Source organism: Microcoleus sp. AR_TQ3_B6 (assembly GCF_036702785.1).
In the GTDB taxonomy this organism is placed as follows: Bacteria; Cyanobacteriota; Cyanobacteriia; order Cyanobacteriales; family Microcoleaceae; genus Microcoleus.
Window position 1 is genome coordinate 130,937 of sequence record NZ_JAUBVJ010000001.1, and the last position, 21,618, is coordinate 152,554.

The following is a 21,618-nucleotide window of genomic DNA, read 5'->3' on the forward strand; positions in this document are numbered from 1 at the left end:
CAAGGTGTCACGCAGTTGGGCCAGTCAGGAGCATTGGCCGCCGATACGGGCGATCAACTTGCCGTTGACCGCACCTCCCAGACGTTCGAGAGCCTCGGGGACTTCAGCGAACGATATGATCTTGTCGATTGGCATGGAGATCTTCCCTTCGGAGAACAAACGACCTAGTGTCGTGATCGCGTCGTCGCGCTCTTCAGCGGTGCGGACGCTGTGCAAAGCGCCGGTGACGGAAATGCCATGCGTTAGGATATTGAAGGGTTCTATTGTGGGGAAAGTCGAACCACCGGCAAAGCCGATCAGGATATAACGTCCGCCGATGGCAATCGCGTCGAGCGCTTGCTCGGCTAATGGCGACCCGACCGTGTCATAGATGATATCGGCGCCTTTGCCTCCGGTCAGCGCGCGAACCTGCTCGATGAACGAACCGGTCTTAAGATTGATGACGTGGTCGGCGCCTTGCTCCCGGCAGAACGCGGCCTTGTTCCCGTCGCGCACGGTGGCGATCACGTTAAGGCCCAAAGCCTTAGCGAGCTGGGTCGCGGTGGAACCGGTGCCGCCCGATCCGCCAAGTACGAGCAGCGTCTCGCCCGGCTTCGCACGGGCGCGGTTGACCAGCCCGACATAAGCGACATGGAATGTTCCCAGGAACGCTGCCGCCTGCTCGTCGGGCATGTCGTCGGGTGCTAGCACCGCGCCAACGCCTGGGGAGAGGCAATACTGCGCCAAGCCACCTGAGCCGCGGGTGAAATTGGTGCCGCCGATCACCCGCGTGCCAATGGGAAAAGGATAGTCGCGTCCTGCCGTTTCCACGATGCCGACGACCTCCTGGCCCGGAGTCACTGGCGGCGTAGGCGTGAGGAAGTAGCGGCCTTCCAGCATCATGCGGTCAGGCAGACCGATATTGGTCGCCAATACCCTGAGCAGCGCCTCTCCTGGTCCTGGAATAGGAATGTCGATATCGACCAGCTTCAAAACATCACTGGGTTTGCCGAAGGTCTCTGCGCGCCAGGCTTTCATTATCAAACTCCAATATTTCAATCATGGATGTTTCAATCATGGATGGCGTTGCTCGCTCATCCTCTCCAGAGCGAAGTCGCTCCACAGCAAATGATGCCTTTACATTTGCAATATCCGGCTGAGACGAAGAAAGTATTCCGGGTCGGGATTAAGGGTGGTGCCTTCAGAGCGCTCCAGCAATATCGCCCACGTCAGATCACGCCGCTTGGATAAGCGCTCTCTTTCGGCCCAGGCCAGCGCATCGGGTAACTCTGCCAAGGTGAGGTCAGTGCAATACACAGGCGATCCCGGCTGCATCCGCCATGAGTCTTCGAGTGTGCCTGCATCGAAGGCATCAAAACCCGTATCTTCCACCAGCGCTAATCCCACTTCACGATCTCGGTCCCGGTCTGCCGCCACAGGCAAAGCAATACGGTCGGGGCTTCCTACAGGCTTCCCCTTGTTCGCAAATGAGTCCGAAACGATGGTGTTCCACGCTTTGACGATAGGACGGCCTAACTGCTCGACGACCCACAAGCTCTCGACCTGCCCCGCATCGATGGCCTCAATCCTGTTGTCGCGCACGGGGTGGTAGTTCGAAGTGTCCATGACAACGGTGTCCTCTGGCAAGCCCGCGAACAAGGGCGCAACCTTGGAGTAGCTGGTGGGATTGATGGAGAGAATGACCACTTCAACGTCCTGCACGGCTTCGGCTGATGTAACGGCGCGCGCACCGGACTCCAGCGCATCGGCGGGGATGGTCTCTGGGCCACGCGAGTTAGCGACCTTTACGTCATGTCCGGCCTGAGCCAGTTTGCGGGCCAAGGTCTTTCCAATGTTACCGGCGCCCAAAATGCCGATCTTCAAGTTCTTTGTGTTATTCATGGTAAATCCTGCGTGTAAATCTTCCGTTTTGAATGTGAATGTCTGTTAGTGAATGTCTGTTAGTTGTGGAAGGTCACGCTCTCCTCGATAGGGGCTTTGTCGATCCGGTAGCGATTGGCGGTGGCCGTCTTGTCGGGATAGCCGAATGAGATACCGAACAGCATCTTCAGGGACGGATCGATGCCCAACAGCTCGCGAATCGTGTCGGCGTAAAAGCCGAGCATCGTCTGCGGTATGCCGCCAAGCCCGTGCGCCGTCAGCGAGAGCAAGAACGTCTGAGCGTACATTCCAATGTCGCCAGCCACTCGCACATCGTCGCCAAAGGAAGGCATGAAGAGCAACGCGGCGTGCGGCGCACCAAAAAATTCCAGATTGTATCGCGAGGCGGTGCGGCGATCTTCGGTTGCCTCGCGCGAAACACCAATCGCCTGATAGTAGGCTGCCCCCTGTGACTTGGAGCGCTCGCTGTAGACGCCGCAAAAATCGGCGGTGGAGAAGCTGAAGTCCGGTGTCATCCGACCAGCCTCGTCGTCCGCAAGGAGAGCCTTGCTGAGCGCGTGGCGTGTCGCGCCGGAGACGATGTGAACCTGCCAGGGCTGGGTGTTGCAGTTCGAGGGTGTGCGCTGTGCGTCTTCCAGAACCGAGCGGAGCACAGCGTCGGGGACAGGGTTTGGCAGGAAACTCCGGACAGAATGACGCTCACGCACAGTCTCTTTAAAAGACAAGGTTTGCGACGGCCCGTTTGCTAATTCGATCGAGCTGCTTGGTACAGGTGTTGTATTTGACATGGTGAATCCCCAAAAGGTGGTCATTCGGTAATCGAGTCGGGGGCGTTGGCCGAACGGGGATGACCTAGCCGATTCAAGGTGTCGCGAAGCTCGGCAAGGTCTTCATCACAGAGACGGCAGGCCGTCTCAATCTTTTCAGGGATCGAGCACGCTGCCTCGCGGAGTGCCTCGCCCGCTTCTGTCAGATCTATAAGAACGCGGCGTTCGTCCAGCAGGTCACGGTTGCGCGTCACCAACCCCGCGCTCTCAAGGCGCTTTAAGAGGGGCGTCAAGGTTCCGTTATCCATACCGAGTTCTTGCCCTAATTCGCCCACCGTGCGCGGGGCACCATCGTAGAGAGCGAGCATGACCAGAAACTGCGGATAGGTCAGGCCCAAAGGCTCAAGAAAGGGCCGATGAAGCCGAATGACGCGGTTCGACGCACTATAGAGGGCAAAGGAAAGCTGCCTCCCCACCTGTCGCCGTTGGTTGATGTTCGAGTTGTTATCCATTTAAAAATCCAGTCAACAACTATTATATAGCGCACTACATAATAGTTCAATACCTATAATTTACTTTTTTCTGGATCAGTCTTGCACCCCTTCCCATGCGTTGCACCAAGGCGACGGTACGAAGATTCTTCCACACTGCCCACCGTTGCCAGCGCGCACCGTGCCCCCTGAGGTTCGCGGAGGCGATCGCTGCAACTAGCGCTGGCACTTCATTCAACAAATGACCTAACTCACAGCAGCTTTTCCGGCGTAATCGGCAGGTCCCTGATGCGTTTGCCCGTGGCATGAAAAACAGCGTTGGCGATCGCCGCCGGGATGCCCACCATGCCGAGTTCGCCCATGCCCTTGACACCGAGCGGATTGACGACTTTATCCTCCTCCTCAACGAATATCGTTTCGATCTCCAAGACATCGGCATTAACCGGCACGTGATAGTGCTGCAAATTCGGATTCATAATCCGCCCGTAACGGTGGTCGATTTCAGTCGCCTCTTGCAGCGCCATACCAATGCCCCAGACAACACCGCCGATTTCCTGACTGTGCGAGGCCTTCGGATTCATAATCTTGCCGCAGGCGGTCACTTCAACGGCGCGCGTAACGCGGACAGTCCCCACATCCGGATCGACCTTCACTTCAACGAACTGCGCGCCGTGGGCCAACGTCGCATACTTCTCGCGCTCCTTTGAGGGACGCGACTCGAATGTTTCCGTGATTTCGCTCAGACCGTTACGCTTCATCACTGCGGAGATGTTGACGAAACGAGCCGGGTCGCTTTTTAGTCGCAGTTGCCCGTCGAGCATCTCGACATCGGAGGAGGCTGCCCCCTTGAGCGGAGAATTCGGTTCCTGGTTCGCGAGGGCGAGCAACTTCGTGCCGATCGCCAGAGCCGCCCCCCGCACCGCCGATCCCACGCTCGCCGTCGTCCAAGAGCCCCCCTGCGCCGGCGCTCGAGGCAACTTCGTGTCGCCGAGTGCAAATTTCACCTGCTCCAACTTCAGGCCCAGATACTCGGCAGCGATCATGGTCATCACGGTGTAGGTGCCAGGTCCGATGTCGCTGGTGGCACTTGCAACTTGCGCCGTGCCGTCCGCCCGCAGCGTGACGAGGGCGGCAGCGGGCATCTGGAAAGCGCCCCAGACCCCGGTCGCCATGCCCCAACCGACGAGCAGGCGGGAGTCGCGCATCGATCGGGGCTCGAACTTGCGATTCTTCCAACCGAATTTTTCCGCGCCCAACCGGTAGCACTCCCGCAACGCCTTACTCGAAAAAGGCTTGCCGCTCTCGGGGTCGGTTTCGGCATAGTTGATCAGCCGAAGTTCGAGCGGGTCGATCCGCAGCGCGTAGGCCAGCTCGTCCATCGCGCATTCAAGCGCGAACATACCGCTAACGGCCCCCGGTGCGCGCATCCAGGTCGGGGTGGCGAGGTCCGTGTTGGTAATCTTCAGCGGCGCGTAGAGATTCGGGCACGCGTAGACTTGGCGCGTGAAACCCGTGGTGTCGTCTGAGAACTCCTCGAGGGTCGAGGTGTTGTGCACGGCTTCATGAATCATCGCGGAGAGCTTTCCCGATCGCTCCGCACCGAGCGCGATCTTCTGAATCGTGTGCGGACGATAACCGTGGCCGGTGAACATTTGCGTGCGCGTATAGACAACCTTGACCGGGCGCTTGAGTTCGCGGGCTGCCATCGCTGTCAGCGCCGGATAATAGTTCGGGCGCAGCGACGCTCCGAAAGCCCCGCCGACGAAGGGCGAGACCACGTTCACGTTTTCCTCGGGCAGGCCGAAGCTCGAAGCCAAATGTTCGCGGACGCCATAGACCTCCTGCGTCTTGTCGAAGACCGTTAGCTTGTCGCCTTGCCAGACCGCGATCGCGGCGTGCGGCTCCATGGGGTTGTGGTGCTCGATCGGGATGCGGTACTCGGCCTCTACCTTCACGGCCGCTGTGCGCATCGCCTCTTCGGGATTACCGCGCGTCTTCCGAGGCGGCTCTTTAGCGGGGACGCGCGCGCTCGATCGCACCGCCTCAGTGTCGGTCATGTGCTGCTGTGGGTTGTAGGAGACTTTAACCAGACGTGCCGCATAACGTGCCTGCTCGTAGGTCTCGGCGACGACGAGTGCCACGGGCTGCATATTGAAGAAGATTTTGTCGGACTGCAACGCCCGAAACGACTTGTCTTCCTCCTCGGCGGCGCGGGGCGGGGACTGCTCCGTGGAAGACTTCGGACCGAGCTTCGGTGCGTTCAGGTGCGTGAAAACGCGAATTACGCCGGAGGCGCCTTCAGCCTCACCGGTGTCGATCGATTTAATCGTGCCCTTTGCTACGGTTCCCAGCACGATAAAACCGTAAGCGACATTGGGAACCTGGAATTCCGCCGCGTATTTAGCCTTGCCCGTAACTTTGGCTGCGCCGTCCACGCGGCTCATTTCTTTTCCGATGTATCTTGCCATTTCTTTTCTCCTCCCTAGTTACGTAGCGCTGCTCGTCATCGCTTTCTGCAAAGCCAGAACAATGGCGCGTTTTCCGAGTTCGACTTTATAACCGTTATGTTCAAGGGGTTTGGCATCTTTCAGAGCCGCTTCGGCAGCAGCCTCAAAAGTTTTTTCCGTCGCAGGTTTTCCCATCAGAACTCTTTCGGCTTCGGGCGAACGCCAAGGTTTATGCGCGACGCTGCCCAAAACAACGCGTGCCTGTTTGATGGTGTTGCCGTTTGTTTCTAAAGCAGCAGCCACGGCAAGCAGTGCAAAAGCATAGGAAGCCCGATCGCGAACTTTTAGGTAATAAGACTTGTTGGCGAAGTTATTCTTCGGCATTTCGATCGCGACGATCAATTCCCCATGCTGAAGATTGTTATCTTTTTCAGGCGTGTTGCCCGGCAAGCGATGAAAATCCTGGACTGGGATTGTGCGTTCTTGCCCGGAAGTGCCGCGAATCCTGACTACCGCGTCCAGCGCATAAAGCGCATTCGCCATATCGCCCGGGTAAGTCGCCACGCATTGGTCGCTGTAGCCCAAAATGGCATGAATGCGATTGAGCCCCTGAAGCGCTCCGCATCCGCTGCCCGGTTCGCGTTTGTTGCAGGGCATAGCGATGTCGTAAAAATACTGGCAACGGGTGCGCTGCATTAAATTTCCCCCGTTGGTCGCCATATTGCGAAGCTGGGCGGAGGCGCCGGCTAAAATCGCCATTGACAGCAGCGGGTAATTTTGCCGGACGAGGGGATGGTTGGCCGTGTCGGTATTTTTGGCTAAGGCGCCGATCGAAATTCCGTTCGAGGTCGATCGAATTTCCGCCAGATTCAAACCTGAGATGTCAACAAGTTCGCTGGGACGCTCGACGTATTCTTTCATCAAATCAATCAAATTTGTCCCGCCTGCGAGAAACTTTGCCGTTTGATTAGCGGAAACCGTGCCCACGGCGCTTGCCGCATCGGTGGCGCTGGAATATTTAAACGGTTGCATCGGCTTTGCCCTCCTCGTTTAATGCAGCGGCAATTTCTTCATCGCTCGCCAAATGCCAGGTATGGGCTGTTTCGCGCCCGGAATGAACTTCTCTGATTGCCGCAACTATTCCCGGATACGCGCCGCAACGGCAAATATTGCCGCTCATGCGTTCTCTGATTTCTTCATCAGAGAGTGCTACATTCTGGGCGATCGTCCCCAAATTGTCAGTGACGTGACTCGCGTCGCCGTTTTTGGCTTCCTGCAGCAGCGCCACCGCCGAACATATCTGCCCCGGAGTGCAGTAGCCGCACTGGAAGCCGTCGTGTTTGATGAACGCCGCCTGCATCGGATGAAGATTGTCGCCGTCAGCGATACCTTCGATCGTCGTCACCTCTTTCCCCTCGCAGCTAGCGGCAAGTGTCAGACAAGAAAGCACGCGGCGCCCGTCAACGATCACCGTACAAGCGCCGCACTGTCCTTGATCGCATCCTTTTTTGGTGCCGGTCAATCCAAGTGTTTCGCGCAGGGCGTCGAGCAGCGCGGTGCGCGAATCCACTTCCAGGCGTTGGGTGGAGCCGTTGATTTTCAAAAGAACCTTAACGGCGTTTTCAACTGCAGGGGCCTGGGCGAATACGGCGTCGGGCTCTGCGGCGAGCGTGGCAAAGGCCTCCTCTTTAGCCAGCAGGTGGAAGGCGAAGGTGCCGAGTAGGGCAGCCATGCTTTGCCCGAAGAATTTGCGGCGAGCAGCGCCGACAATACCGAGTTGGTCGAGCAGTGTTTCTTCGTCCGCGCTGAGCTGCGAATCGCTCTCGGTTGAACTGAAATCTTTCCGTTCTTGATTATCGTCCATGCTTCTCCTTGCAAAATTCTCAAACAATCCCTGGACAAGTGTTTGTTTTTCGCGCCGCCTCTTCTAACGCTCTGCACCCACCGCAGGCGCTTGGGCCCCTTCGATCGGGCGTCCTTTGTTCTGGAAACTCAAAAAACCGAGTCAATTAAGACGCTCGGCCCTAGGGGAACGGCTTGTTAGATTTCTCCTTCAAGCCTCATGCCTGATAGCTGAGGTTCCTGACCGTCTGAATTCCTTTGGCTACCCCAATTGTAGAGAGCGAGCACTTAGCGCCGGCTCTATCAATCGGGATGAATTTTTTAAGCAGCAAGGTTCGCCTTGATGCCCTTTTGGTTGTCAGTAGGCGAATCTCTTGCCCAATCAAAACTGAGTTGACTCTTGTATAATAATCCAGAATGCTTATAAGAAGCCGAAATTGTTTTTCATTGCTTTAGCTTAATTCTAAGAATCCTCAATGCCAAGCAATAGAACGATCGTCTAAGATTGTTGTACAATCCTACGAGAGTACAAGCGACTCTTTGGTAGACCACCGATGCGCGATATGGAGCGGCTGCGAGAAGCTGCTAGGGAGATTGCGGGTTCAACATAGTTTAGACTTCAATATTATTGAGAAGGTAACTGAATTGAGCAAAGCTGATGAAAGTTAAAGTAACAGAACAAGGTGTAGTCATTCCCAAGGATTTTCTCAAGGGAATTGAAGAGGTAGAAATTCGCAAGGAAAATAATATTATTTTTGTGAGCGTAACTAATCAGACATATCCAATTTTTGAGATAGGATGAACCCGGTAAACTGCGGGGTAGCGTGCTTTAGTGCTGAAGTGTTAAGAGATGTTGAAGAGTAATCCACTAAAGCAGTATAGAGTGAGATACTACGAGAAAATAATAACTGAGGGTAAACATCTCCCATATAAATGAGCGCCTGGCTCATCTATATGGAATGATGGCTGAGGAAATGAAAATTTTTATAGAAGATTAAAGGCTATGGAAAGTTTTGAAAAAAATGGAATATGGTTTCTTCCCGGAAGTCCAGATAGACAAATAACTGGTACATTAGTATTTTCACCCGATCAGGGACCCAGACTAAATTTAGTTGGAGAATTGAGAGAACTTGATCTCCAAGAAAAATTAGAAAGCGATATTAAATATCCTATTGTACATGGTTATCTAATAGATGACTCCGGCAGTTTTGAAGAAGTAACGCTTTGTAATTCTTACCTAAAAAATGAATTTAAAACTGGATATCCCACCAGTGAATTATATCCTGAGTTCATATTAAAAGGTTATCATTTTTCATCTTTTTTAAATGAAATCGAATTTCAACACATAATTGTTCAATACGATTACTTAGAAAAATGGGTGAATTTGCCCAATATTGAAATTGGTTGTATTCCGCATCATAACCAAGCAGATACTTACCAAGGAATCATTCTTAACCAAAAAGTTAATGAACCAATTGAGATAGGCAAAATAAATGATTGCTCTATTACTATTATTGATATACCTTTTTTAAACCCACAATATGTTCAGTCAATAAATCTATTTGCAACTTTGGGACGGCAATGGGATAGAAGTGAAATTTGCATAAAAGAACAAAAAAAGATTCTAATTAAACCTGACAGCCCTAAAAATTTAAAGTTTTTTTTAGATATTGTGGATTTAATACAGGAGTTTTTAACTTTTGGTTGTGGACAAATTATTCTACCATTTAAAATTGAAACAACCATTATTGCTAACAATCAAGAATTTGAAACTCAGCTTTTTAATGGAGAGTCGAGGGTAATTCAAACTGAAAGACAAAGGGCGTTTCCGATTAATATTTTCTATAAAGTTACTTCTCCTTTGATTAATAAAGTATCTTTTAATGCTAGTTTAATTTTGTTCAAATTTACAGACATTAGAGAAAGCTCAGCAACAGTTTTAAATAATTGGCAAAATATTAGAGAAAAAATATCATCAATTATTGAAATCTACTTGGGGTTATACTATATTCCTGTTCGCTATAAGAATGACTTATTTTTGGATCTAGCTCAAGCAATTGAAGGGTTTCATAGAATTTATTGTGAAGGAAATTATTGTGATAATGACACATTCAAAAAAATTGAAGAAAAGCTAAAAGAGACATTTTATTCAGAACTAAAAAAATATGATATTGATGAAGCTTATTATGACTCTTTACTAAGTAAAACAGAATATTGGAATGAATACTCTTTAAAAGAAAGGCTAGAAGATTTTTTGGATGATGGAAGTATATTATGGAAAATATATTTTTTAAAATTGACACTAGAATCAATGTCATGTAGTTTATTGCGTTATGCTAGTTTATTGCGTTATGCTTATTTTCACTTAATATACTATTCGGAAAATAATTTTTCTAGTTGCTTACCTGATAATTTTTTTATATCAAATAATGACAAAGAAAATTTCATCAAACAAGTTAGAGAAACAAGAGGTTTTTTAACTCATCCTAGTTCTGATTCAAAGTCGAAGAAAAAAAGTAAACATATAGTATCTGGTAAGGAATTAGAAAATTTAATACGTAAGCTCAAAATCATTCTGGACATTTGTTTACTAAAATCACTAGGACTTGATTCATCAAAGATTAAGGCGTTGACTCGTTCACGCCATCTCCTCTGATAAATCACCCATATTTAACCAAGGTGGGCAAATAATGCCCACCCTAATTCCTACTTCCCTACCGTGAAATACTCATTCTTAGCATACACGCTAATAATGCAGTCGCCGACTTCAAAAAACATCCCCTCTTGCTCATCTTTAGAAAATTGCAAGTTGCCGTATTTAGAATTAATTTCCTCAGCAGTCGCCGCTTTTGCCTCCATTTCATCCGGGATAAGTCCGGTAGAACCGATATAGAAAACCAGCGGTGAAACTTTTTCCCTGTACACTTTTTCAGTATAAGCTTCCAGTCGCTCGTTTGCATTAGCTAAAGCAGCGACAAACTCCTCTCGCTTGACATCTTCTTCCTGCCATTTCGCTTGCAAAAGGCGCAGCAAACTATCTGCACCCACTTTGGCTAAAGTAGCGCTAACAATTCCGTTATCCTCCAACCCCAAAAACTCATCGAAAATCAGTTTCATCAAGTCGTCAACTTTGGTAATTTTTGTGCGGGATGACAGCGTTTTGTGTGCGAAGACAACGGGCTCGTCTAACGTGATGTCAAATGTCGGTTTTGCTAGCTTTTCGCCCGTGTTTTTGTGGTAAACTTCATAAAGGCGATCGAGAAATTTGTTGGCCGAGTGCAATTTGCCGAAGTTGAGGATGTTTTTGCTGCCGATGTCGATTTTGTAGCTGACTCGCGAATCTACTGAACCGTTGGCGATCGCACTTTTTAAATCTGTGTATTCCGTCGTCGTCGGAAAGTTGATGTAAAGGTTTTTTGACAGATAATGCTGTTTCAACTCTTCCAATTGTTCCGCAGTGTACGCCTCAGATTCCTCCTTCAAATGAGCCGAGAGAATGCTAGAGAGAATTTTGATTTCTGCGAGTTCCTCAAACACTCCGTCAAGGCTGCCGTAACGCCCGTCAAAAGGCACGAGGGGCAAAATATCTAACTTTATATCGTACTCTGAACGGAAATCAAATTCTTGCACGGGCGAACCGTCTTTTTCTAGGACACCGCATTTTTTGAGCAAATCAAACACTGGTTTGCTGCTGATTTTGGTTCGCAGCGACTTAATATTAACTTCGCCGTCGCTGACAATGGTATAATTGTTGAAAGTATTGAGGTCTGTAACTAGAATTCCCGCCACTTCTGCGATTAAAGTTCCATCCTCAACTTTTACCAGCTTAGCTTTTCGGGTAATCAGCATATTGATGGTAGCGGTATTTTGATTGATGGCAAAGGAACCCATTTGCACGTATTCGCCACCATCTAAGAATTCAGTTTTCAGCCAAGGCTTGACAAGGTTGCCGTTTTCGTCTCGCTTTCCCTCAATTCGCTTCAAACCTTTTCGCTGATAATTTTCTTGCAAGTGTTTCAAGTTAATGATGATGCTGTTGCTGTTTTCCTCCAATATCTCGATCAACTCCAGCAGGGAAATTTTCTCGCTGACTTTTACCCGATCGCCAATTTCATGATTTTTCAACACCTCAGGCGCAAAAACAGCCTGTTCCAAATCTTCCGTAAACTCCGCTATTTGGGCATTTGTCAAAGCTTTCGCGTGTTTTTCGGTCAAAGTAGCGTCGAAGGTGCTCGCCAGCGCATACTTAGCCGTATTTAAATTGCCGTCAGCCAGGTTAGCTTTCGCAAAAGCAAACACCGACTCATCAGTTTGAGCAACAGGAACATCTAGTTTGTCATACTCATCTTTGGCGATTTTCTGATATTTGTAAAACAGTCCCCGATCCTCTGCTTTCAGCCCGCAGATTTTCAGAGTGCTCGATGAACCGTTGATTTTCTTGCCGCTTTTGGAAACAAAAACTTGATAATCGTATTCCTTAATTAACGGTTCTTCCAGCGCAGGTGCAACGGAACTGCCTAAAAGTTTTGTGCTGTCGTAAAGAGCATCGTAAACCATTTTAACTTCGCCAGCGCGGATGCAATTTCCCGATAATGTATTGGCGATTTTGGAGAGAAGTTTGAAGTCAGCAGAGGCATAGGATATCGTGTTGGCAAACACATCCATGTCTTTTAGTTCTTCGCAAATTTCACCTAGCTTTGCAGCTTCCGAATTGGCACTTGGGTCATTTGCATAGCCGTCTGTGTGCAAATTGATCGCTGTCATTTCTCCCGCTTTCACCAGAGATTTAGCGAGTTGCATCGACTGCGATATGCAGGTACAGCCAGCCGTGTGAATTTTTTGAATTTCTTTGATGTATGGAGAGTCAAGCTTCAGCACTTCTTGAATGGGAATTCGCTGGAAGTGACAAATTACGTCCCCCTTGTCAGCATAGGAAATCAGGCTGACAATTAGCTGGTAATTGTTGTATTCGTCTAAGGTCAAAAGCTTGATTAGGGTTTCTTTCAGCGGTTTTAAGTCATAATACATTGAGCCGGAACGGTCGATGATGATGATGCTGTGAGCGACGGATTTTTCTGGGATATCGCCGGGCTTTCTTTCTAAATTAACGCGATCGACTAGATAGAATGCCTTGGCGTTTCCGGCAAAATTGTAGAGGGTAAACTTGGTGCGAGTATTGGAGGCTGCTTGGCTGCTGGAACTTTTGGCTTGAGATGATTGTTTCGCTTGCCGTGCCATAGTTTTCACCTATGTTGATTTTTTCCTCAACTCCATCATTACACGCGCTTCTGTGGATGTCAAGGCCTGTGTGGAAAATTATCTGCGAGGCTGAATAAACATTAATATTTAGCGCTGCGGTGCCAGGGAAAACTGCGGCGCTAGGCTAAAGGTGGGCTTTTTTGGTAAAAGTAGTGGATCTGCGTAAGTCGTTTAGTAAATATTTAGTCATATCAAATCCGTTAGCATCGGAATAGTAAATTCGAGTTCACTGTTGACGGTTGACTGTTCACGGCGTCAACAGTCAACCGTCAACAGTCAACCGTCAACATCATTCCGGTGTAACCGGAAATGATATCAATCATGGTTTATTTAGAAAATCCGCTGCTCAAACTTTATCTAAATCTGATCGGATGGGTGGCGTTGGGATTTTTTCTCGGTCGCCAGCTACCGAGAAGCTATTCTACATATTTAGCCAAGTTTCTTTTCTTCATCGGCACGCCATTAAGCATTGTTGCTTTTATCCGCAGCGCCAATTTGTCGGGTCCTATTTGGATAGCGCCGCTGATAGCTTGGGCGGCAATTCTAGCAGGTGCAGGAATCGCTGGGATTTTGATAAATTTCGGTGTGGGCGAGGAACGTTTCAAGACTCTTAATGCGATCGCCCAAAATAGCCCGCAACACACCAGCGCTTGGAGTTTGCCCACTCAAGGCAGCTTCTTATTGGCAACGATGGTGGGTAATACGGGTTTTTTAGGCATTCCCGTCACCTTGTCCTTATTAGGCTCCGAACACTTTGCCTGGGCGTTGTTTTACGACTTGCTAGGCACTACGATGGGAATCAATATACTGGGAGTTGCTATTGCTTCTCACTGCGGTAAAAGCGTGAGCCCTCAGAGTTGGTTAAGTCCCCTGCGGGCAATTTTTCAGAATCCGGCATTGTGGGCTTTGGGTATAGGGTTTGTCTCGCGCCGCTTGCCGCTGTCGCCACAAATCGCACAATTGTTAACCACAGGCGCTTGGATTGTCATTACTTTAGCTTTAATTACGATCGGGATGCAGTTGAGCAAGTTGAATTCCTTGCACAACCTCAAACAAGTTTTGGCAAGTCTTGCGATTAAGATGCTGTTAGTTCCCTTGGTAATTGGCACGGGATTAACGTTTTTGGGTATCGCGGGCGCGCCGCGACTTGTGCTAGTGCTGCAAATGGCGATGCCTCCTGCTTTTGGTACTACATTGTTGGCCGAAGCTTTCAATCTCGATCGCGAATTAGCCGTAACTGCGATCGGCATCGGCTGCGTTAGTTTATTATTCACTATTCCCCTATGGATCAGGCTATTTAATTTTTAACAAAAATAATAATTGCTCATTTTAAAACGCTGCTTAATTCAGTGATCTGGATCACAAATATTGAGCTCTCTATGTTATATTGATTAAAAATAACACTCAGGGGGCTTGGAAATCGTAGGGGCTTCTGCTAGGAAAATAAGCCGCAGATAACGTGAATAACAAGAGTATGCCAAGTAGAAATTTCACATTGACAGGTTATCAAACTCTCGATCGCCTTTACTCAGGAACTCGCACCCTAGTTTATCGAGCTTTCCGCACTGCAGACAAACAGCTTGTAGCCATCAAAGTCTTGCGGAGTAAGCATCCCAGCTTCAGCGAACTGGTACAATTTCGCAATCAGTACACGATCGCCAAAAACCTCAACTTGCCCGGTATCGTCGAAACCTACAGTTTGGAACCCTACCAAAACAGCTATGCGCTGGTAATGGAAGACTTTGGGGGAATTCCTCTGAATGAATGGATGGAACAACGGGAAACTGCACCGACTCTGAGCGAGTTTTTGCAAATGGCGATCGACCTGAGTGATACATTAGATATACTCTACCGCCACCGCATCATTCACAAAGACATTAAACCCGCCAATATTTTAATTAATCCGCATACAAAACACGTCAAACTCATTGACTTTAGTATTGCATCCTTGCTGCCCAGGGAAACTCAAACCCTGAAGAATCCTAACGTGCTCGAAGGCACACTCGGCTATTTGTCTCCCGAACAAACGGGAAGGATGAATCGGGGGATTGACTACCGAACAGACTTTTACTCTTTGGGGGTGACTTTTTACGGATTGCTGGCGGGACAATTGCCATTTCAAGCCAACGATGCGATGGAATTGGTACACTGTCATATTGCCAAGCAACCGCCATCACTGCATGAAATCAATCCCGAAATCCCGCCCGTACTCTCGGAGATTGTCAGCAAATTAATGGCAAAGAATGCCGAAGACCGCTATCAGAGTGCCTTGGGACTGAAATTCGATTTAGAATTTTGTTTGCAGCAACTGGAAGAAAAGGGTAGGATAGAGAGTTTTACGATCGCGCAGAGGGATGTGGGCGATCGCTTCCTCATACCCGAAAAACTCTACGGTCGCGAAACCGAAGTTGCCGAATTACTGGCAGCATTCGATCGAGTAGCAGTTTTTTCCCAGCAGCTATCAGAACAGGGTGGAGGCTGTGAATTAATGTTAGTCGCGGGTTTTTCTGGGATTGGGAAAACTGCAATTGTTAATGAAGTTCACAAACCAATTGCCCGCCAGCGCGGCTATTTCATCAAAGGCAAATTCGACCAATTTAACCGCCACATTCCCTTCTCAGCTTTTGTCCAAGCATTCCGAGATTTAATGGGACAATTGTTGAGCGCAACCGACCAGCAGTTGAAAAATTGGCAAACTCAAATATTGCAAGCAGTGGGCGATAACGGACAAGTTATTATTGAAGTAATCCCAGAACTAGAAAGAATTATTGGGCCACAACCGCCCCCACTAGAATTATCAGGAACGGCGGCCCAAAATCGGTTTAATTTGCTGTTTCAAAATTTTATTTACGTGTTCACCAAACCAGAACATCCCCTGGTGATGTTTTTGGATGACTTGCAGTGGGCTGATTCCGCCTCGCTGCGGTTAATGCAACTGCTGGTTGCCGAGTCAGCAACCGGCTATTTATTAGTAATTGGTGCCTACCGAGATAATGAAGTATTTGCAGCACATCCGTTGATGCTGACACTGGATGCAATGGTAAAAGCTGGGGCGACGGTGAATACTCTGACGCTGGAACCGTTGAGTTCAGAAAGTCTAAATCATTTGGTTGCTGGTACGCTCAATTGCGATCCATATTGGGCAAGACCTTTGGCTGATTTGGTTGCACAAAAAACCCAAGGAAATCCCTTTTTTGCAACGCAGTTTCTCAAAGCACTGCATCAGGATGGGCTGATTGAGTTTGACCGGGTTGCTGGTTATTGGCAGTGCGATATTGTGCGAGTTCGGGAGGCAGCGCTGACGGATGATGTGGTCGAGTTTATGGCGTTACAGTTGCAAAAATTGCCGCCAGGGACTCAGAATGTGTTGAAGTTGGCTGCTTGTGTGGGGAATCAGTTTGATTTGGGGACTTTGGCAGTTGTATCCCAGCAATTGGAAACGGAAACGGCCGCAGATTTGTGGAAGGCTTTGCAAGAGGGGTTAATCCTGCCTGAAAGTGAAATCTACAAGTTTTATATGGGGCGAGAAAGACGGGAGGAAACCGAAAATTCCGAGGTGGTGAATTACAAGTTTTTGCACGATCGCGTTCAGCAAGCTGCCTATTCTTTAATTCCCGAACAAGAGCGATCCCGTGCTCACTATCAGATCGGACAATTGCTGAGCCAGCAAATTTCACCCGCAGCTATAGAAGAGCAAATTTTTTCAGTTGTCAATCAGTTGAATTATGGTATTGCGCTGATTGAAGACCAAACAGAACGCGATGGTTTGGCACAACTCAACCTCATAGCTTGCCGCAAAGCCAGAGCCGCTACTGCTTATCAAGCTGCTCGCGAGTATGCTGCGATCGGGCTAAATTTGCTGGGAGAGAGCGCTTGGCAACGACAGTACGAGATGACCTTGAACTTGCACGACATAGCAGCAGAAGTGGCTTCCCTCTGTGGCGAATTTGACCAGATGGATCGGTTGATTGACAGTGTGATTCATCATACCAGAACTCCCCTAGAGCGAGTGAGCGTTTACATCGTCAAAATTCACGCATTATCGTCCCAGAACAAGTTTTTAGAAGCAATTGCTATCGGTTTGTTGAGTCTCAAAGAATTAGGAGTAGAATTGCCCGATCGCCCTACATTAGAAGATATTCAGCAAGCAGTGCAGGAAATTAATTGCTCGATCGGCGATCGACCCATTGAAGAGTTATTCGATCTGCCAGCGATGGTGGATACCCAAAAGCTGGCCGCGATGCAAGTGGCGGCAAGTATGGCGGCAGCTTGTTATCTGGTTGGTTCGTCTTTGTTGGCGCTGGTGACAGCCTTACAGGTAAATTTATCTATCCAATATGGCAACAGTTGTGGTTCAGCTTATAGCTATAGTTGTTATGGCAATTTTCTCAACAACTTTCTACAAGATGCGACGGTAGCCGATCGGTTTTGCCGATTAGCTTATCGTCTTGGCAGTAGCGCGGAGGCCAAAAATATTCGTTCTGCAGCTTTTGCTATGATCGGACTCTGTTTGTACCATCGCAAATCGCATTTGCGGGAGACCCTCCCCATTATTCAAGCAGGCTATCAAGCCGGATTAGAAACAGGCAATCTAGAGTTTGTCGGGCATAATGGGCATGGATTTTGTCTAAATTCCTACTGGTGCGGTCAACCTTTGGCAGAACTTGAGCCCCAAATTCGGGCATACCGCCAGCAATTACTCGACCTCAACCAACTAGCGACGGCAAATTATTGTTCGATTTATTGGGAAACAACGCTGTTTTTATTGGGTAATCCAAACAAGTTTGAGATTTCCTTTGAAGAGGAACGCTATGAGGAGAAGCTGGTTTCTCAGTCGCTGGCCACTAACGATTTGTACCGACTCTGCAGCTTCTATCTGTACAGGGCGACGTTGAGATTCCTGCTGGGAGACATTGCTGGGGCCTCCGTCGATGTCGATCGAGCAAGACAGTATATAGCGGGAAGTGGAGGAACTACTTCCGAAGCTGGTTTATATTTCTATGACTCACTCATAGCCCTTGCCACTCCTGAGTCCGAGACTGAGTTAGAAACGCAGCGGCAACGAGTTCAGGAAAATCAAAGGAAGTTGCAGCATTGGGCACAACACGCCCCCATGAATTATTTGCATAAGTGGCAGTTGGTAGAAGCAGAGAAATACCGAGTTGCCAGACAGAGGGCAGAAGCTATTGAAATGTACGATCGCGCCATTTCTGGAGCGCAAGAAAACAAATACATCCAAGAAGAAGCCCTCGCTAACGAATTAGCAGCTAAATTCTACCTCGACTGGGGCAAAGAAAAAGTGGCGCAAGCTTATATGCAAGAAGCCTACTATTGTTATGCTAGCTGGGGTGCCCAAGTCAAAATCGATGACTTAGAAAAACGCTATCCCCAACTTCTTGCTTCCATTTTGCAGGCAATAGAAAATCGTTTTGGAATCAGCGAAACTCGCCTCCCCACAATCAATAAATCATCAGTTTTACATCCAAATTTCCAAACAAGTCTATCTAGCAGCAACAATATTTACGAAGCCCTCGATTTTGCGACTATTCTCAAAGCCTCCCAAACTCTATCGAGTGAAATTCAATTAGAAAAATTACTGGCTGCACTGATGTGTGTGGTGATGGAAAATGCCGGGGCAAAAAAAGCTGTTCTGCTGTTGCTTAAGGATGAGAATCTCGCGATCGAAGCTGTGGCCTCCTTCCATCGAGATGCCATCTCAATATCTGTACCGCTGTCAGGCAGCGACGAGGTTCCCGCTGCTGTGGTCAACTATGTTAAGCGGACTTGGGAAACTGTGGTTTTGGATAATGCAGCAGTACAAAGCGATTTTATTGCCGATCCGTATTTAATGCAGGAAAAGCCCAAAAGTGTGCTGTGCGCGCCAATTTTAAATCAGGGTAAATTAATCGGCTTGCTCTATCTAGAAAATAACTTGACAATTGGTGCATTTACACAAGATCGCACTGAAGTCATCCAACTTTTGTGCGCCCAAGCGGCTATCTCTATAGAAAATGCCCGCTTGTACCAACAATCTCAAGCTTATGCACAAGAATTAGAGCGATCGCTCCTCGCTCTGCAGCAAGCACAGTTACAGATCGTGCAAAGCGAAAAAATGTCCACCTTGGGCAATTTAGTAGCGGGAGTTGCCCACGAAATTAATAATCCTGTCGGCTTTATTAGCGGCAATATTGAGGAAGCAACCACCACGATCAAAGATCTGATTTCCCACTTAAAATTATATCAAGAAAAACTGCCAAATCCAGGGGAGGAAATTGAAGAAGATGCAGAGAATATTGATTTAGAGTATGCCTTAGAAGATTTGCCAAAGATGCTGTTGTCGATGAAAGTGGGGTGCGATCGCATTCGCGGCATTAGCACCAGCCTCCGCACCTTCTCCAGAGCCGATAAAGACTACAAAGTTCGCTTTAATATCCATGAGGGCATTGACAGCACCATCTTAATTTTGAAACACCGGCTGAAAGCCAACGAACACCATCCCGCGATCGAAGTCGTCACAGACTACGGCAATCTCCCGGAAATCGAATGCTTTCCCGGCCAACTGAACCAAGTCTTTATGAACCTGCTTGCTAACGCGATCGATGCCCTAGAAGAATCAAACCAAGGACGCAGTTTCGAGGCAATTAAAGCAAATCCACACTGTATCACAGTTCGTACCAGTCTGTCGGGCGATCGGCACATCAAAATTCAGATTGCTGATAACGGTGCAGGCATGACTGAAGCCGTGAAAGAGCGGATTTTTGACCATCTGTTCACAACGAAGGCAGTAGGAAAAGGTACCGGGTTAGGATTGGCGATCGCCCGCCAGATAGTAGTCGAAACCCACGGCGGAACAATTCATGTCAATTCTACCTTGGGGCAAGGAACGGAATTTGAGATAGTGTTACCGGTTGACGGATAAAAGTTGACTGTTGACTGTTGACTGTTGACTGTTGACTGTTGACTGTTGACTGATGACGGTTGACGGTTGACTGCTGACTGCTGACTGCTGACTGCTGACTAATAACTAATGACTAATAACTAATGACTAATAACTAATGACTAATGACTAATAACTAATAACTAATAACTAATAACTAATAACTAATAACTAATAACTAATGACTAATGACTAATAACTAATGACTAATGACTAATGACTAATAACTAAATTGATATGACAGATGACTATCATGATTTGGATCTGGCCTACAGTTGCATTCTTTTTTAAATTTGGTATCTGAAGTAAAAGTTTGAGGAGGAGCAAGAAGGAAAAAGGTTATTCATTTTTCCTTCTTCATCATTTCGTTTGTCTAGTTTGAGTTCCTTGAGTCCGATCGACTAATTTGTATTTGAAAAAATCCATAATAACTAAATTAGATTGCCGATCGGGCATTATACCAGCCCCGATCGCCACTCCGGACAGGGGCAAAACGAAGCGCGCCCAAGACCAGATTACCAAAATCTCAACTATGCTAACCTAGGCAAGCAGCAATCCCTTGTCACAAAGGTGATTAACATAATTCCAAACAATTTATTTTATAGAGGACCGGTGTATTCCCTATGGCAAACCCGATCGGCACAGACAACAACGACTTTATTCTAGGAACTCCCCTGAGCGATCGAATTCGCGCCTTAGATGGCGATGACACGCTCCTGGGTGCGGGAGCAGATGACACCCTAGAGGGCGACGCCGGCAACGACCAGCTTCTTGGAGCTGACGGAGCAGATTCGCTGGTTGGCGGTGAAGGAAATGACGAACTCATTGGCAACCAAGGCCGCGATTTTGCTCTCGGCGGGAACGGCGACGACTCGATCCGCGGCGGTTTGGGCAACGACATCCTCGAAGGCAACGACGGGATAGACAGCGTGTTGGGAGACGCTGGGGACGACTTAGTTTTTGGCAACGCAGGCTCGGATGTGATTGCCGGCGGTACTGGCAACGACACGCTCACAGGGGCTGACGGCGACGATTCCGTGTTCGGGAATGCTGATGACGACTTTCTCTACGGGGATTTGGGGAACGATTCTCTCAACGGCGGCAGCGGCAGGGATCAAATGTTGGGCGGTGGCGGCAACGATTATTTGACCGCCGAGGAGGGCGACGACACTTTGTACGGCAATGCCGACAACGATTCGCTCTTCGGAGACGCAGGTAATGACCAGATATTCGGCGGCAAGGCTAACGATACAGCTTTTGGCGGCAGCGGTTCCGATACCCTTCGCGGCGATGAAGGCGACGACTCGGTACTGGGAGATGAAGGTAATGACTTCCTGTTTGGCGGCAAAGCTAATGATGGTCTCGACGGTGGTCTTGGCGATGATTCCTTGGCCGGAGGTATCGGCGACGATACAATTTTGGGCAGTTTCGGCAATGACAATTTATTTGGGGCAGAGGGTAATGATTCTCTGATCGGAGGCGAGGGCTCGGATACTCTGACGGGCGGCAGCGGCAGCGATGTCTTTGGATTGGGATCCGGACCTGGCAGTGTGGCTTTAATTACTGATTACAATGACACAGAGGATTTCTTTGGACTGCCGAGCAATTTATCTTTCGCTCAACTGGTAGTTAGCCAAGGTAACGGTGCAAATGTCAGGGATACAGTAATTACGATCGACGGCAAGCTTTTAGCAATTTTGACCGACACTCCGGCGGCGCTGATCGATCCCACTGATTTTATCAGTGTGACTGGGACGGGTACCCCCAGACCAACTACGACTACAGTTACAACCACAGTTACAACTACAACTAGAGCTCTGACTCCGACTCCAACTCCGGCTCCAACTCCGGCTCCAACTCCGGCTCCAACTCCGACTCCAACTCCGACTCCGACTCCAACTCCGACTCCAACTCCGACTCCAACTCCGACTCCAACTCCGACTCCGACTCCGACTCCAACTCCGACTCCGACTCCAACTCCGACTCCAACTCCG

14 protein-coding genes are annotated in these 21,618 nt (G+C 48.8%); 5 read left to right on the plus strand and 9 right to left on the minus strand.

Annotation, left to right across the window (positions count from 1 at the left end; translation table 11 throughout):
* Positions 1-24 precede the first annotated feature (24 nt).
* The 7 genes from QUB56_RS00650 to QUB56_RS00680 all read right to left on the minus strand — a co-directional run bounded on the left by QUB56_RS00650 (position 25) and on the right by QUB56_RS00680 (position 7,450).
* Positions 25-1,017, minus strand: a complete 993-nt coding sequence (locus tag QUB56_RS00650) for an NADPH:quinone oxidoreductase family protein (protein ID WP_332952282.1) — start codon at positions 1,015-1,017, stop codon at positions 25-27.
* Between the two features lie 99 nt (positions 1,018-1,116).
* Positions 1,117-1,881 carry an NAD(P)-binding domain-containing protein gene (locus QUB56_RS00655; RefSeq protein ID WP_332952283.1) on the minus strand — a complete coding sequence of 255 codons (765 nt, stop codon included), beginning with the start codon at positions 1,879-1,881 and terminating at the stop codon, positions 1,117-1,119.
* 59 nt (positions 1,882-1,940) lie between these two features.
* On the minus strand, positions 1,941-2,669 hold the full coding sequence (locus tag QUB56_RS00660; RefSeq protein WP_332952285.1) for a nitroreductase: 729 nt from the start codon (positions 2,667-2,669) through the stop codon (positions 1,941-1,943).
* A 20-nt stretch (positions 2,670-2,689) separates the two neighbouring features.
* Positions 2,690-3,160, minus strand: a complete 471-nt coding sequence (locus QUB56_RS00665; RefSeq protein ID WP_332952286.1) for a MarR family winged helix-turn-helix transcriptional regulator — start codon at positions 3,158-3,160, stop codon at positions 2,690-2,692.
* A 230-nt stretch (positions 3,161-3,390) separates the two neighbouring features.
* A complete protein-coding gene (locus QUB56_RS00670; protein WP_332952287.1) occupies positions 3,391-5,607 on the minus strand; it encodes a xanthine dehydrogenase family protein molybdopterin-binding subunit in 2,217 nt (738 codons plus the stop codon).
* A gap of 18 nt (positions 5,608-5,625) precedes the next feature.
* On the minus strand, positions 5,626-6,618 hold the full coding sequence (locus QUB56_RS00675; protein WP_332952288.1) for a xanthine dehydrogenase family protein subunit M: 993 nt from the start codon (positions 6,616-6,618) through the stop codon (positions 5,626-5,628).
* The gene (locus QUB56_RS00680) at positions 6,605-7,450 is read right to left on the minus strand and encodes a 2Fe-2S iron-sulfur cluster-binding protein (protein WP_332952290.1); all 846 of its coding nucleotides are present in this window, start codon (positions 7,448-7,450) and stop codon (positions 6,605-6,607) included. The genes QUB56_RS00675 and QUB56_RS00680 overlap by 14 nt, the downstream gene beginning before the upstream one ends.
* 636 nt (positions 7,451-8,086) lie before the next feature.
* Here QUB56_RS00680 and QUB56_RS00685 point away from each other — a divergent pair.
* Together QUB56_RS00685 and QUB56_RS00690 are read left to right on the plus strand one after the other, a co-directional pair.
* Positions 8,087-8,230: a hypothetical protein gene (locus tag QUB56_RS00685; RefSeq protein WP_332952291.1), complete on the plus strand. Its 144-nt coding sequence runs from the start codon at positions 8,087-8,089 to the stop codon at positions 8,228-8,230.
* A 201-nt stretch (positions 8,231-8,431) separates the two neighbouring features.
* Positions 8,432-10,084 carry an ApeA N-terminal domain 1-containing protein gene (locus QUB56_RS00690; protein ID WP_332952293.1) on the plus strand — a complete coding sequence of 551 codons (1,653 nt, stop codon included), beginning with the start codon at positions 8,432-8,434 and terminating at the stop codon, positions 10,082-10,084.
* 50 nt (positions 10,085-10,134) lie between these two features.
* Here QUB56_RS00690 and QUB56_RS00695 read toward each other — a convergent pair whose 3' ends face one another.
* A complete protein-coding gene (locus QUB56_RS00695; RefSeq protein ID WP_332952294.1) occupies positions 10,135-12,666 on the minus strand; it encodes a VWA domain-containing protein in 2,532 nt (843 codons plus the stop codon).
* Between the two features lie 342 nt (positions 12,667-13,008).
* Here QUB56_RS00695 and QUB56_RS00700 point away from each other — a divergent pair, with 342 nt between their 5' ends.
* A complete protein-coding gene (locus tag QUB56_RS00700; protein ID WP_332952295.1) occupies positions 13,009-13,995 on the plus strand; it encodes an AEC family transporter in 987 nt (328 codons plus the stop codon).
* A gap of 166 nt (positions 13,996-14,161) precedes the next feature.
* Positions 14,162-19,606 (plus strand): AAA family ATPase, encoded by a 5,445-nt coding sequence (locus QUB56_RS00705; RefSeq protein WP_332952296.1) that lies wholly within the window; start codon positions 14,162-14,164, stop codon positions 19,604-19,606.
* Positions 19,607-19,984: 378 nt separating this feature from the next.
* On the opposite strand, the gene QUB56_RS00710 is transcribed toward QUB56_RS00705, so the two are convergent.
* On the minus strand, positions 19,985-20,146 hold the full coding sequence (locus tag QUB56_RS00710; protein WP_332952297.1) for a hypothetical protein: 162 nt from the start codon (positions 20,144-20,146) through the stop codon (positions 19,985-19,987).
* Between the two features lie 101 nt (positions 20,147-20,247).
* On the opposite strand from QUB56_RS00710, the gene QUB56_RS00715 reads away from it, so the two are divergent.
* Positions 20,248-21,618 (plus strand): calcium-binding protein (locus QUB56_RS00715; RefSeq protein ID WP_332952299.1); only part of this gene is annotated, 1,371 nt, incomplete at its 3' end.

Excerpts from the sequence above, each read along its gene's own strand:
- QUB56_RS00650 (WP_332952282.1), bottom strand. The coding sequence starts at position 1,017 with ATGAAAGCCTGGCGCGCAGAGACCTTCGGCAAACCCAGTGATGTTTTG.
- QUB56_RS00655 (WP_332952283.1), bottom strand. The coding sequence starts at position 1,881 with ATGAATAACACAAAGAACTTGAAGATCGGCATTTTGGGCGCCGGTAAC.
- QUB56_RS00660 (WP_332952285.1), bottom strand. The coding sequence starts at position 2,669 with ATGTCAAATACAACACCTGTACCAAGCAGCTCGATCGAATTAGCAAAC.
- QUB56_RS00665 (WP_332952286.1), bottom strand. The coding sequence starts at position 3,160 with ATGGATAACAACTCGAACATCAACCAACGGCGACAGGTGGGGAGGCAG.
- QUB56_RS00670 (WP_332952287.1), bottom strand. The coding sequence starts at position 5,607 with ATGGCAAGATACATCGGAAAAGAAATGAGCCGCGTGGACGGCGCAGCC.
- QUB56_RS00675 (WP_332952288.1), bottom strand. The coding sequence starts at position 6,618 with ATGCAACCGTTTAAATATTCCAGCGCCACCGATGCGGCAAGCGCCGTG.
- QUB56_RS00680 (WP_332952290.1), bottom strand. The coding sequence starts at position 7,450 with ATGGACGATAATCAAGAACGGAAAGATTTCAGTTCAACCGAGAGCGAT.
- QUB56_RS00685 (WP_332952291.1), top strand. The coding sequence starts at position 8,087 with ATGAAAGTTAAAGTAACAGAACAAGGTGTAGTCATTCCCAAGGATTTT.
- QUB56_RS00690 (WP_332952293.1), top strand. The coding sequence starts at position 8,432 with ATGGAAAGTTTTGAAAAAAATGGAATATGGTTTCTTCCCGGAAGTCCA.
- QUB56_RS00695 (WP_332952294.1), bottom strand. The coding sequence starts at position 12,666 with ATGGCACGGCAAGCGAAACAATCATCTCAAGCCAAAAGTTCCAGCAGC.
- QUB56_RS00700 (WP_332952295.1), top strand. The coding sequence starts at position 13,009 with ATGGTTTATTTAGAAAATCCGCTGCTCAAACTTTATCTAAATCTGATC.
- QUB56_RS00705 (WP_332952296.1), top strand. The coding sequence starts at position 14,162 with ATGCCAAGTAGAAATTTCACATTGACAGGTTATCAAACTCTCGATCGC.